Below are 12,722 nucleotides of genomic sequence, written 5' to 3'. Positions count from 1 at the left end.
TGATATCTTGCAATGGAATAATGAAACCCTTCGTTTCATTAAACGTAAAATGTGAAATCGTTTATTGGGCACCCGAGCCAAATTGATGAACCACGTAAGGTGTAATTGTAGCAAAACCTTCTGCAAACGGGATGAGACTACGCTGTCCAAGCAAGGAATCACGGGCTCTTACACGTTCAATATACCCTTGATTCAATGGCGTCGAGACCGCTCCGTCTCCCAGTTCGAATTGGGAACGATAAGAGAGCAATGAAGCTTCTTTTTGCTCATAGTGTTCCGTAATATCGACAATCAAATCCGTAGGCCCGATGTCATTAATAAAGTAAAAATAAAGTTCCTTCACCTGCACGGCAGGCATATCCGGCATGTAGTTGCGAAGCTTGGCGTTAAATACAGCCTCCTGCACAAGCTTACTGCAATTGACATGATCCGGATGACGATCTTCCCAATACGGAGCAAACACCATCCGAGGGGCATGACGTCGTATCTCAGCCGTCACCGCCTGTACATGTTCAGGCGTAAGATATAAGCCACGATCAGGAAGCCCCAGATTCGTTCGACACGAAAGACCGAGGACGCGGGAGGCTTGCTCCGCTTCCTCGGTTCTGCGCTCTACTGTTCCGTTGGAAGACATCTCAGCACGAGTCAGATCACACACGCCTACTTTCAAGCCAGCAGCGGTATGTTTGGCAATCGTTCCACCCATACCAATCTCCGCATCGTCTGCATGTGCTCCAAAGATGAGAATATCCAGACTCATTCGGAATCACCTGAATTCAATCCAGCCTCCGGCTTGTACTTATGTACCAGCTCTCTCCAGGCAAAATCACCACGATCCAGAGCCTTAACCAGAATCTCAGCGGTTGCGATATTCGTGGCAAGGGGAATTCCCTGCACATCACAAAGACGTAGCAACGCATTGATATCCGGCTCGTGAGGTTGTGCCATCAGTGGATCTCGCAGGAAAATAATCAGATCCATCTCATTTTGCGCAACCAAAGCTCCAATCTGCTGATCTCCGCCCAGTGGGCCTGATTCGAATCGATGAATCTTCAGAGATGTTCCTTCCATAATACGAAGGCCTGTTGTTCCTGTAGAATATAATTGATGGTCCGTAAAAACAGGCTCATATGCCGTCACGAAGTTAACCATCTCTTCTTTTTTACGATCATGGGCGATAAATGCTATTTTCAACATGACAATCTCCTTTAGTCGATAAAGTGGTCAAATCCGTAGATCATTCCTGTATACTCCATAACCTTTTGCACACCAATCTTAACACCAGGCATATAACCTGCGCGCTCGTAGGAGTCATGCCGAATTTTGAGTGACTGTCCATAGTCTCCGAAAACAACTTCCTGCTGCGCGAATACGCCAGGCAATCGTACACTGTGAATTCGGAAGCCATTGTAATACCCGCCCCGTGATCCTTCAATCGTTTCTTCCTCATTTGGATTACCTTGACGAAGTTCTTCCCGATTGGCAGCAATCAGTTCCGCTGTTTTGATCGCAGTTCCGGAAGGAGCATCCAGCTTCTGATCCCCGTGATATTCGATAATCTCCACATTTGGCATATGTTTGGCAGCCTGTGCTGCGAATCGCATCATCAAAATGGCACCAATCGAGAAGTTAGGGGCAATAAGCCCTCCAATTCCTTTGTCCTGGCACTGCTTGTCCAACTGTTCGATCTGCTCCGGCGTGAAGCCGGTAACACCCATGACAGGTCTGACTCCATGACGGATCGCGATCTCAGTATGTGCAAACGCAAATTGTGGTACTGTAAAATCAACCATAACCTGCGGTTTTGTTTCGGCAAAAGCCATTTCGATATCATCAGTCACCAGCACCCCACACTCTGGCAAACCAACAAGGGTTCCTGCATCCGTGCCTGCTCCGGAGCGGTTGACAGCCGCTGCAAGCTCCAATTCCGGGTCCTGAAGTACCAATTTCACAACTTCACGGCCCATACGGCCAGCCGCTCCGATCACGGCAACTCTGATTACTTCACTCATATTGACTGCATCTCCTCGCTATGTTGGATCATATCGTTGAATCCATTTCTACTCAAAAGAAATCTTTGCAAAATGAATTCTTATTGAATGGATTTCATACGTTGCTTGATTTCCTGTAACATCTGATGCAGTTGCACATTCTGCGGATCCATCAAAATCGCCTCACGCAGCGCCTGAATTGCATATTCAAATTCATTCAAATCACTGTAAGCCAGCGCAAGCATCACATGAGCTTCCACTGAGAGCGGATCAAGTTGGACCGCTTCTTGCAGAAGCGTAGACGCTTCCACATAGCGCTCCTGTGTTGCAGTACCCGCCTGCTCCAACAGCAACTTCGCTCTGGAGGTCAATTGTTTTGCTTCCAACGTCTGCAGATGCAAAATATACTCTTCTGTTCCTGGCGACAATTCAACCGACTTGCGTGCATATTCAAGCGCCGGAACCAGATGTTTGCTGCGGGCGTGTGTAATGGAACAGCGATAATATAACTCCGCATGTTTTGGATAAGCGTGAATGGCTGACTCGAACCAACGAATCGCCTGCTCAAAATCATTTTGTAATATACAGCGATAAGCCTGCTGCATATATTCTTCCGGTTTCATCATTAAGCTGACCCTCCCCGATCGGGTGATGGTACAGCATATGTAATCTACGCCTAATCGGTGTTTTTGGGAGTCCACCGATTGGCATCGCGGGTGTTAAATTTATGCATGACTTTATCGTGCGCCTCAGCCAGATCAATTCCCAGTGAGTTCGCAAAACAAATCGTGATAAATAAAATATCTCCAAGCTCAAGTTCAATGGAATTGGCTGCTTCGGAAGATTTCTTCGGCTTCTCGCCGAATTCATGATTCACTTCTCTGGCGAGCTCCCCAACCTCTTCAGACATCCGGGCCAACATGGCCAGAGGACTGAAATACCCCTCCTTGAACTGGGAGATATACTGATCAACCTCACGCTGCATTTCTGCGATGCTTTTCTCCATGAGAACGGATTCTCCTTTTGAAATGATGTCGTATTTGTTCCTAATAATATCAGTTATTTAGATTCACTTCCACCATCATCATCTACAAATCATTTTTAAAGAATCAATAAACAGGTATACTAGATGGGAATGATTGCTTCTTCATTCTAATTTATCTACAGCGAGGGATCTTATGAGCACTGCCAAAACCTGGATTCAAGTTAAACTGGTTCTTCCCATCGTGCTGGGTACAGCCTTATATGCCTTTGGGCTCCTCTATTTTATTATCCCCAATCAGCTTATGGAAGGCGGCCTTACTGGGGTTACGGTGCTGATCAATTACGCTTTTGGCATCTCACCTTCACTTACAACCTTGATTCTGAATGTTCCCCTCTTTCTGATCGGGCTCAAAATTTTGGGCGGCAGACAGATGATCTATACGGGTATCGGAATCGGGGCACTAACCGTTTTTCTATGGTTGTTTGAGAAGTTGATTCATCTGGGCTGGATTGAACCATTACATACCGAGAATGACTTCCTGTTAGCTGCACTATATGCAGGTGTCACCCTTGGAGCCGGTCTTGGCATTGTATTCCGTTGGGGTGGAACGACGGGCGGTTCAGACATCATCGCTCGTATTCTCAACCGCAAGTATGGATGGAGTATGGGCCGAGTATTACTGGGCATCGACTTCGTCATTATCGGGCTCTCTCTCATCTACATCCCCAAAGAAAAAATTCTGTACACGCTCGTAGCTGTATTTATCGCCTCTAAAGTCATCGACTTTATTCAGGAAGGTGCATATTCTGCCCGGGCATTTATGATCATTAGTGACCATGCGCCCGAGATTGCTGAGCAGATCACACGGGATATGGATCGTGGCGTTACCCTCATTCCAGCCATTGGCGCGTACTCTAAACAGGCCAAACACATGGCCTACTGTGTGATCTCCAGGCAAGAGTTCAGGCGTCTGCAGACCATTGTACGTGCCATTGACCCCAGAGCTTTTGTCATCATCAGCGATGTTCACGATGTACATGGAGAAGGTTTCAAAGAAAGCTGATATAACACAGAAACTACAAGAAAACCTCTTTTTACATGAAGAGCCGTTAGCGTGGCTGTTCATGTGGAAAGAGGTCTTTTTTTATATACCACTTATAGACCAGGATCAAGTTCATATCCGATTAGCGCCGAAAAGGAAAAATCCCCTGCTGCTGCGCACGATATTTTCGATATCCGGCGTAACTTAACGTCGCCACAATGACCGAACTAATGAGCAGTCCGGCTGCCCTGCGATCAGGGCCTTGTACAAAAGGTACAAAGGCACTCTCGTCCTTCTCGCGACCAAATAACTGGTTTACCAGTTCCTCCCCATGGCCCACCATGCTCTTTAACTGAGCCAGATCAGGTTGCTTGGCAGCGGTAAGGCCTTTGGTATGAGATAACCAGGCGTCCATCTGAGCAATCTCATACGGTTCACGGCGAATCAGTGCGGCAGGACGAATCGTCTCATAATGCTCCTCCAGAACGGTGTAACGGTTTGCCAGTACGGCCGCAGTTTGCCCTTGATTTGTAGCAGCGGATAAAGCGTCCAGATCGTTTTTCACAATTTTATAATACTGAAGCCATAAAGGCTTGGTTGGATTCGCGAGACTATCTGCTGCAAGTCTGAGTTTGGCAGAGGACTGCTGAAGAGAAGCATCGTCATTTTTCACCTTCACAACGGCTTGTTTCACTTCAACAATGGTTTCGGACAAGGCGTGAATGCCCTCAACTGTCGTTTGTCCCTCAAAGGAAATATGCTCCAGACTTTTACTGATACGCAGAATGCTGCCTCGCACTTCTTCAATATTATTCTCAAGCGCCTGTCGATACAATATGGCTGCTTCCTCATTCAGTTGTGCAATTGAATTGCTTGTGGACACTTGCTGATCTGAATTCAAATTCAATGCTTCACTTTGCGCGGATACACGATATGCTAAGTTCGTCCAAAGCAACAGAGCCATGAACGATACCACCAGTAAGCCAGTTTTGATCCCAAACGTTCTCTTCATGGACATCCCTCCCACCACCAATGTATGGCGGGGGACAGTTCATTAGAACAAGCTCAAGATCGGATATTAGGTTCGTTTCGCTTGTCTTAAAGCCAGCCACGCGCACAGAATGCTTACCAGTGTCAGTCCGAATGTGAAATTACGCACACCATCTACATGATCATAGAGGGATGCGGGTAACCAAGGGTAAATATCATATGTATAATCCATCGTATCATTCAATAGTGTCCAGAGACCTGCAACGACAAGGGAAGCCCAGCGGAAGCCGAAAAAGCGTACATAAATAAGAGCTTCAATGGCCATCGCACTATGCGAAGCAATCAACATCCAGTCTTGCCAGTGCTGTGTACCACCTTGCATCCAGCCAGCGAAAATAATGGATACGGCCCACACGCCATATTTCACAGATGTGACCACGGCAAGCGCCTGAATCACATGTCCGATCCGTTTGATAATGATGGACCGTGGTGGGTACAAGACCCATAACAATGCTAAAGTAAAAAACAAACTCGCTGTTGGACTATCTGGCACAAATACGATCTGCCACACCGGCTGCTCCGCCAGCGTCAATTTCATTTGCTCCCCGTACCAGATGTATCCGTATACCGTTCCTACCGCATTACACCAAAATAATAGCCACAGGAAATAACGATTGGTCAGAAATTCCCTACTCCAGAAATACGATAAAGCCACATTCCCTGCCCCTTCCTTGATCATATATTGCGCACGATACAGTGCTGTCCAAAAAAACACTTCAAAAAAACCTGACCGCATAAACGATCAGGTTTCATTGGTTATTTCGATTTTACTGTTCTGCTTTCTGTTTCGCAAGCCATTCGGTCAGATGAGTAATCTCTTCATCCGTTACACCTTGAGCAATCGCTTGATCGTACATCGCAGGCATCTCGTTATAACCTTCTTTGATAATAGTCAGAATCTCTTCCTGACTGTGCTTGTCACCCACACCCCGAAGTGAAGGTCCACTTGCACCCTTCATATCAGCCGCATGGCAGCCAATACACCCAGCCTTTTTGTACGTTTCCATTGCAGGATCATCCTGTTCCACGATCGCAACTTCTTCTTGCTGTCCAGGTGCATTGGAAACGGGCGGAAGCCCCTGTTCTCGCCTCTCCAGTGCTTCTTCTTCACGTTGAATATGCTCAGGCTTCTGTCCACTTGCTTCCAACTCATGCTCGTAATGTGTCCACGCTACATTCGTCAGATAGAATACAGAAATGACCGACAAAATCATCAGTGATGAAGCAATGGGGCGTTTATAGAAACGCCTCTCCTTACCTGTGTCCAGGAATGGTGCCAGCAGCAAAGCTCCAAAAGCGACTCCGCTGACTCCCAGTACCCCGAGCAGAACGTAATCGCCCGATGCGTATGGATACTTCAAGTACTGATACAGAAAAAGGAAGTACCAATCCGGCATGGGTATAACGGATGCGCTTGGATTGGCCGGATACCCCAAAGGTGCAGGTTCTGAGATCGTTAGTACCAGAATCCCCACCAATACAACGACACCAACCATCCATTCTTTCAGCAGGAAGTTGGGAATAAAGGCTTCTGATTTGCCGGGATACGCCGTGTAATCAGGCGGGGTAATAAATCCCGCCCCTTTACGGACCCGTGAATCACCGACAAAGATAACCTTTTCCTCATCATCCTTCTTATGTCCGTGAGCCATTGCGATTCCTCCCTTCTCAGTTTATAGTGGTCCCGAAATGCCCTGTCTGCGGATCATGATAAAGTGTCCGACCAGAAGCACCAGAAGCACAGCGGGGAGGAAGAATACGTGCAGGGCAAAGAATCGGGTTAGTGTCTGTGCACCAACAATCGTACCGCCTTGCAGGAATTCTTTAATAATCGGTCCCAGCCAAGGAACCGTATTGGCAATCTCCAGTGTTACTTTTGTTGCAAAATAGGCTTTGTTATCCCATGGCAACAAGTACCCTGTCAGCCCCAGGCCCAACATGACGAAAAAGATCAGCATGCCGACAACCCAGTTCATTTCACGCGGTGCCTTGTAAGAGCCTGTAAAGAACACACGCATCGTATGTAAGAACATCATTACGATAACCAGACTGGCTCCCCAGTGGTGCATGCCGCGAACAATTTGGCCGAAGGCTACTTTGGTCTGCAGATACTCCACACTTGCGTAGGCATTGATAATATCAGGTACGTAATACATGGTCAGGAACATGCCTGACAAAATCTGAATAACAGTAATAAAGAACGTCAATCCACCAAAGCAGTACACGAATGCGGAAAAGTGATGAGCCGGATTTACATGCTCTGGAACTTCATGATCCGCAACGTCCCGCCAGATTGGCGTGATGTCGAGACGCTCGTCAATCCAGTCATAGACATTTTTAAACATCTGCGTTCACGCCTCCTAATTCACTCGGGTGTTCGGAACAATGTCGCCCAGATATACCCAACCCTGCTCTTCCTTGACTACGTACTCATCCAGCGGTTTGGGGGCTACGGCAAGATTCTTCCCTTCCTTGTCATAGTGCGCGCCATGGCAGGGGCAATGATACTCGTCAGGGTACTGCTTGTCACTATTCCAGCCTACTGTACATCCCAGATGTTTACAGATAGGTGAGAGTGCATAAATTTTACCCTGCTCGTCTTTGCGAATCCACGCCACTAACGATGCATTACTCAGATACCAACCATCCTGTTGTTTAAGTTCAAAGGTGAATTCTTGAGGCTCATTCGTAATTTTGCTGATTTCAGCTACTTTGACAGAGGTGCCTTCTCCCTTATGTTGCAAAATCGGGTCCACCGCAAAACGGACCATAGGAAGGATTGCACCGGCGGCCATGTAGGCTGTAGCTCCACCAAGCGTGTACGTCAAGAACTGCCTGCGTGACATCTCCATGCGGCTTGGCAATTTCAATGAAGCTTCGTGGTCATGCTCACTGCTCATACTGTCTCCAACCCCCTTTTTCAGCCAACTCTCTCAAACGTTTTCATTTTCATAAATTCCACGACTTACTAGAACATACATAATCATATAGTAGCCCTAGAACACCGTCAAGAATTTGTCACACATTTTTAAGGTTCAATTGTAAGCGTTATTAAAAAATTGTTGGTAAATTGTCACATTTGTCGCTAAAAACTATTTTTTCCACAACTCTCGTATCTTTTCCCCTACAAATCTCGCAATCCCTTCTTCTCCAACCTCATGAGTTAAGACGGACCGACTCAAAACCAGATCAGCAGCTGGAATGTCCACGCCATCCAAATGACCATCTGATGTCATAATAACCACATATTTGAATCCTGAAGATTTAAGCTGTGCGGACAAGGAATTTAATGTCATTGACAATTCCGAATTAGCATAATGAAAGGCTGGATAAGTCATGATTCTCCCTTTGAAAGGAATTTCGACCAGATCCAGAAAATCTCTCAGCCGCTCCAATGCCTCGGTAGCTTCAACTGGCGACTGCTCACCGCTAATAGCTGTGTATGGAATAAGGCATGTATCCAGATAGAGTTGCAGTTCAGCCCAGCTGTCTTGAGTCATCTCACTGAATTTCAATTCCCTATATCCCCTCTCTATCCATTTTATTCCCATATTATATATGACCATATCTTATAAATCCAGACATTCATTTCAGAGTTACACATATCAAAAAAGGAAATACGCCTCTGCGCATTCCCTTTTATCTCAGAAAGGATATATTTTGCCTATCAGTTTATGGTCCTCAGTTCATCCGTCAGACTCCGGAAAGCTACTTCGTCTCCGGTAGCTAACGCTTTATCGATTTCCAAATAGAGCTTCTCGCTGCGCTGTTTGCGAAGCGCTTCGTCCCAAACCATCTCAGCTGCCAGCCCCAACATGACTTCATACGTAACTTTCATTTTATCCAATAGGATGCACCTCCAAAACGGATTTAAGAGCTCCTATATTCTTTTCCTTTGGTAACATAACCCAGTGAAGTTCTGGACATCCGCTCCAGATCGGCATCAGTCAGCTCACGTATCACTTTGGTAGGTGTCCCCAAAGCAAGAGTATAGGGCGGAATTTTACTATTCTCAGTAACAACAGAACCGGCTCCAATCAGCGTATATTCGCCAATATCGGCTCCATTCAGCAGAATGGCGCCCATGCCGATTAATGATCCTGTTCCAATAGAACAACCATGAATGATCGCTGTATGTCCTACTGAGACATCATCTCCCACAATCAAAGGTTGATCAGTATTGACATGCCCGACAACGTTATCTTGAATATTACAGCGCTTTCCAATGATAATAGGAGCCAAATCAGCCCGCAGGACTGCATTGAACCAGACGGAAGACCCTTCTCCCATTCTCAAATCACCGATCAGTTTTGCACCTTCAGCCATATATACTGAAGGGTGTAACTGAGGTTGTAGACCTTTGTATGGAATTATCATTATTATCACTCCTTAATTTGGGAGTGATTTTAGCAACTTGTCCTTCACTTGTCAAACATAATAGGCGTAATGTCTCCTGAGATGGAGCGACAGGATGCAGCAAGACGTGTGCCCCAGGCTGTCATTTGTATCGTCCGGCCTTCCTCATGTTCCCCAATACGGACCATGCCAAGATGCAACATCATTTTAACAATTCTGTTATCATAAATGGCCTCGGCCGTATCATAGTAAAACGGCTGAATGAACGGACCGATCTGACGAAACAGTGACTCGGCGGTTGACCATTCCTGGGCACATTCGCCTGTCCAATACACAATAGAGGACAAATTGGGAATAGCACCTTTATACAATCTTAACCAAAACCTAAATAGCTGTATCATTTCGGCTGTTTTCTCAGCTGCCAGCTTGTCTTCTCCAGCTGGTGATAACTTCAGCGTGCCTTGCTCCTCACGAACCAGCCGATGGTGAAATGCATAGTCGTAGAGAAGTGCGAAACGATCCGGGTAATCCTTGAAGGAACGGCCATATCCGAATCTCCATCCACCTTTGCCCACCAATTCCTCACTAATGTGCAGATGCTCCATAATCTGCTGTTGAGAGCGACGGTACATCATGCCTTCAGCGTTAAGGGCAATTTCGTGCTGCTGGACAAACTGCAGGAACAACTTGAGATCATCCGCTAAGAGATGATACTCATCCCGATACATGGGTGGCTCCGTTGTTTTGGTAATCCCTGCTCGCAGATGTGTGGATAACACATCCCTGAATCTTAATTTCAGATCCTGGGGTACCTGATACAAATACCTGGTCTGCTGCGTTGTCCCATTGAACAACCATCCACTCTTATTGAAGCGAACGATGAGATCACGTGGACTCGCGCCAGCCTCACTCTCCTTTTTGTCCATCGATTGACGGGCTATGGCAATGAGTTCTTCCATACCATAATACTGGCGAGGATCAAACAACAAGTTGTTCAAAAAGCGCTGATCTGCTTGATTCAGTTGACGTACCTGCTGCTCAAAAAAGGGTCTGCTGCCCAATGTAGTGAGAATACTCTGGATGAGTTCATGTTTGGAATTGGGCTTGCATTCACATTGGTAATAGTCTGCTATTCGATTAAGCTGGCCAATATCGGCAAAAGTAAGCATATCCGCTAGATTCATGGGTCCATCGCCTCGCCCGTTAACTACTTCGACTACTGATTCAGAGCCTGAAATAGTTTGGTTTTGTAAACATCGTTGACGGAATTCCCATAATCTAAACCTCTTTTTGGAAATCTTTTATGTTTTAAACCATACTATGCCCCGAGTTGGTCAATCAGAAGAAAAATGAGAGGTTTGAAATCATATACAGTCTTTATTTGCCCATAAAAAGCAAAAAAAACAACCCAAGTTGGATTACTCAGGTTGTTTCGCTGTGTCCAAAGACAGATGTCGTGTGCAATTATATAACAGTGGACTCCAGTCATCACGTTCCTTTTCCAGGATCGTCAGTGACAGGTTTCCAATCCGTTCTGTATACCGATCTTTAAACAAAGCTGTTAAAAGGTTGGCTAAGAAAGCTCCGTGAGTGACAATGAGTACGTTTTGGTCCGAATAGGCAGACCATAGATCTTCCAGAAACGCCAGTGCACGAATCTGGATATCCGCTATCTGCTCCTGTCCCAAGTCCAATGTCTCCCAGGATTGGCCCCAACGGGCAACCCGTTCTTCTGAAGTCAGACCTTCAATCTGACCAAAAGCCCTTTCTTTCAACCGTGCGTCTGGCTTGAGCAAAGGTACATTCAACAGCTTGGAGATAATCTCCCCTGTTTCCTGTGCCCGCGATAATCCACTTGTGATGATATAGTCCCATTGGTATTCTTCCGTCAGCAGACGTCTTCCCAGGCGCTCTGCCTGTTCACGACCTTCTCCATTCAGAGGAATATCCGTCTGACCCTGTATACGGCCCGCCGCATTCCAGTCTGTAAGACCGTGACGAATAAGCCCGATTCGCACTTACATCCCTCATTTCTCCACACGGCGAACGAAAGGTTATTACCTATGCACTCGCACCTTGTTTGCGTTTATTCGTTGTTCGATGCATACGTCCAAGAGAAAATAACGCCATTCCTATTGCAAGTAAAGAGAGGGCCATCCAATACTGCGGATAAGCAGGTCCCATGCTCACAACAAAAGGTTCTATGATACTTCCTCTGTCCGCTCCAGTCATGTTGTACTGATACATTCCAGAGGACGATGGTCCGCTTCCGGCAACCCCTGTCTCCAGGATACCCGTAGTAACAACTTTGGTTTGCTCAGCTTCTGATACGTCTGGCTTAAACATTGCCATATACAGAAAGCTGCATAAAAAAATAGCCAGGAACGCGGCAATCCACAAAGACATATGCTTGCGGATCACAGCAGAGAAACGATTAACCTTTACCTCTTCCGGCAGTAACCATGGAGACTCCGCGTAGATCCGGTCCATAACGTTACGGTTCACTCTCTCTGCTTGTTGTTCTGTCACTGGAACCGGAATGCTGTGCAGCAAGATCTGAGCTTCTTCCCAGACCTCAAACTGCTCGGAGCACTCTTCACAACCAGCGAGATGAGCATGAAATGCAATCCGCTGAGGATGAGTTTCCGGCAAGTCCCAGACCAGTGCAAACAGTTCCTGGGCTTCATTGCAATTCATCGGTTCTTCATCCCTTCATATGGCTCGTACACCGGTTCGAAGAAATAAGGTTCCAATTGAGTTTTTACGCTTGATCTTGCTCTGAATAATAGCGATTTCACAGAACTGACGCTCTGCCCAAGAATATTCGCAATCTCTTGGTAGTCTAGTTGATCATACTCACGGAGTATAATCGCAGAACGCTGCTTCTCCGGCAAATTGTTAATCGCATCCCTAACCAGCATCACCCGCTCGCTGCGTAGTACAGCATACTCCGGTGTATTCTCCGAAGGAGCAACGGGAACAATCCCGCTCTCTTCAAGTGGGACATTTCCGCTGCGCTGTTTGCGAAGCTCACTCAGTACCGTATTTCTCGCAATGGTATATAACCAGGTTGAGAATGAGGCATCCACCTCACGGAAAGAGTGCAGACTGCGGAACGCCTTATAGAAAGTCTCAGAACAGAGATCTTCCGCAAGCAGCTCCATATTGGAACTTTTCAACATATGATATACGAAAGCCAGTATTTTACGCTGATAACGACTCATCAGCTCGGAATATAACTCCAGGTTACCTTCCTTGATCTCTCGAATCAACTGGGAATCCGTCATTTGAGTGCGAC

18 protein-coding genes are annotated in these 12,722 nt (G+C 46.4%); 1 reads left to right on the top strand and 17 read right to left on the bottom strand.

Annotated features, from left to right (window positions below; genetic code table 11):
• Positions 1-61: 61 nt before the first annotated feature.
• The 5 genes from bshB1 to MHB71_RS06030 all read right to left on the bottom strand — a co-directional run bounded on the left by bshB1 (position 62) and on the right by MHB71_RS06030 (position 2,997).
• Complete coding sequence (gene bshB1 / locus MHB71_RS06050; protein WP_036607631.1) at positions 62-760, bottom strand: bacillithiol biosynthesis deacetylase BshB1; 699 nt, start codon at positions 758-760, stop codon at positions 62-64.
• Positions 757-1,197: a methylglyoxal synthase gene (gene mgsA / locus MHB71_RS06045; RefSeq protein ID WP_017687735.1), complete on the bottom strand. Its 441-nt coding sequence runs from the start codon at positions 1,195-1,197 to the stop codon at positions 757-759. The genes bshB1 and mgsA overlap by 4 nt, the downstream gene beginning before the upstream one ends.
• Before the next feature lie 11 nt (positions 1,198-1,208).
• On the bottom strand, positions 1,209-2,012 hold the full coding sequence (dapB, locus tag MHB71_RS06040; protein ID WP_036607633.1) for a 4-hydroxy-tetrahydrodipicolinate reductase: 804 nt from the start codon (positions 2,010-2,012) through the stop codon (positions 1,209-1,211).
• An 80-nt stretch (positions 2,013-2,092) separates the two neighbouring features.
• Positions 2,093-2,617 (bottom strand): tetratricopeptide repeat protein, encoded by a 525-nt coding sequence (locus MHB71_RS06035; RefSeq protein ID WP_091018007.1) that lies wholly within the window; start codon positions 2,615-2,617, stop codon positions 2,093-2,095.
• Between the two features lie 50 nt (positions 2,618-2,667).
• Positions 2,668-2,997 (bottom strand): nucleotide pyrophosphohydrolase, encoded by a 330-nt coding sequence (locus tag MHB71_RS06030; protein ID WP_017687732.1) that lies wholly within the window; start codon positions 2,995-2,997, stop codon positions 2,668-2,670.
• Positions 2,998-3,169: 172 nt separating this feature from the next.
• Between MHB71_RS06030 and MHB71_RS06025 the strand changes: the two genes are divergently transcribed.
• Positions 3,170-4,039 carry a YitT family protein gene (locus MHB71_RS06025; protein ID WP_091018009.1) on the top strand — a complete coding sequence of 290 codons (870 nt, stop codon included), beginning with the start codon at positions 3,170-3,172 and terminating at the stop codon, positions 4,037-4,039.
• Positions 4,040-4,160: 121 nt separating this feature from the next.
• Here the strand turns inward: MHB71_RS06025 and MHB71_RS06020 are convergent, their stop codons facing one another.
• From MHB71_RS06020 to MHB71_RS05965, 12 genes are all read right to left on the bottom strand, one after another.
• Entirely contained in the window at positions 4,161-5,030 is an 870-nt protein-coding gene (locus MHB71_RS06020; RefSeq protein WP_179198573.1) for a sporulation protein YpjB, read from the bottom strand.
• Positions 5,031-5,096: 66 nt separating this feature from the next.
• Positions 5,097-5,723: a DUF1405 domain-containing protein gene (locus MHB71_RS06015; RefSeq protein ID WP_091018277.1), complete on the bottom strand. Its 627-nt coding sequence runs from the start codon at positions 5,721-5,723 to the stop codon at positions 5,097-5,099.
• A gap of 112 nt (positions 5,724-5,835) precedes the next feature.
• Complete coding sequence (locus MHB71_RS06010; RefSeq protein WP_091018012.1) at positions 5,836-6,720, bottom strand: menaquinol-cytochrome c reductase cytochrome b/c subunit; 885 nt, start codon at positions 6,718-6,720, stop codon at positions 5,836-5,838.
• A 21-nt stretch (positions 6,721-6,741) separates the two neighbouring features.
• On the bottom strand, positions 6,742-7,413 hold the full coding sequence (locus MHB71_RS06005) for a cytochrome b6 (protein ID WP_017687726.1): 672 nt from the start codon (positions 7,411-7,413) through the stop codon (positions 6,742-6,744).
• Between the two features lie 15 nt (positions 7,414-7,428).
• A complete protein-coding gene (locus MHB71_RS06000; protein WP_036607648.1) occupies positions 7,429-7,968 on the bottom strand; it encodes a ubiquinol-cytochrome c reductase iron-sulfur subunit in 540 nt (179 codons plus the stop codon).
• A gap of 192 nt (positions 7,969-8,160) precedes the next feature.
• Entirely contained in the window at positions 8,161-8,583 is a 423-nt protein-coding gene (locus tag MHB71_RS05995; RefSeq protein ID WP_091018014.1) for a DUF2487 family protein, read from the bottom strand.
• A 152-nt stretch (positions 8,584-8,735) separates the two neighbouring features.
• Positions 8,736-8,915 (bottom strand): IDEAL domain-containing protein, encoded by a 180-nt coding sequence (locus tag MHB71_RS05990; RefSeq protein WP_017687723.1) that lies wholly within the window; start codon positions 8,913-8,915, stop codon positions 8,736-8,738.
• Between the two features lie 23 nt (positions 8,916-8,938).
• Positions 8,939-9,445, bottom strand: a complete 507-nt coding sequence (locus tag MHB71_RS05985) for a gamma carbonic anhydrase family protein (protein WP_091018016.1) — start codon at positions 9,443-9,445, stop codon at positions 8,939-8,941.
• Positions 9,446-9,489: 44 nt separating this feature from the next.
• Positions 9,490-10,608, bottom strand: coding sequence for a hypothetical protein (locus MHB71_RS05980; protein WP_340029069.1), 1,119 nt, complete (start codon positions 10,606-10,608; stop codon positions 9,490-9,492).
• 234 nt (positions 10,609-10,842) lie between these two features.
• A complete protein-coding gene (locus tag MHB71_RS05975; RefSeq protein ID WP_100527233.1) occupies positions 10,843-11,442 on the bottom strand; it encodes a histidine phosphatase family protein in 600 nt (199 codons plus the stop codon).
• A gap of 43 nt (positions 11,443-11,485) precedes the next feature.
• A complete protein-coding gene (locus MHB71_RS05970) occupies positions 11,486-12,121 on the bottom strand; it encodes a zf-HC2 domain-containing protein (protein ID WP_036607660.1) in 636 nt (211 codons plus the stop codon).
• On the bottom strand, positions 12,118-12,711 hold the full coding sequence (locus MHB71_RS05965; RefSeq protein WP_036607662.1) for a sigma-70 family RNA polymerase sigma factor: 594 nt from the start codon (positions 12,709-12,711) through the stop codon (positions 12,118-12,120). Before MHB71_RS05965 ends, MHB71_RS05970 begins: the two co-directional genes overlap by 4 nt.
• Between the last annotated feature and the right edge of the window lie 11 nt (positions 12,712-12,722).

It is taken from the genome of Paenibacillus sp. FSL H7-0940, from assembly GCF_037979415.1.
Classification (GTDB): Bacteria; Bacillota; Bacilli; order Paenibacillales; family Paenibacillaceae; genus Paenibacillus; species Paenibacillus amylolyticus.
This window is presented reverse-complemented; position numbering and strand designations above follow the sequence as displayed.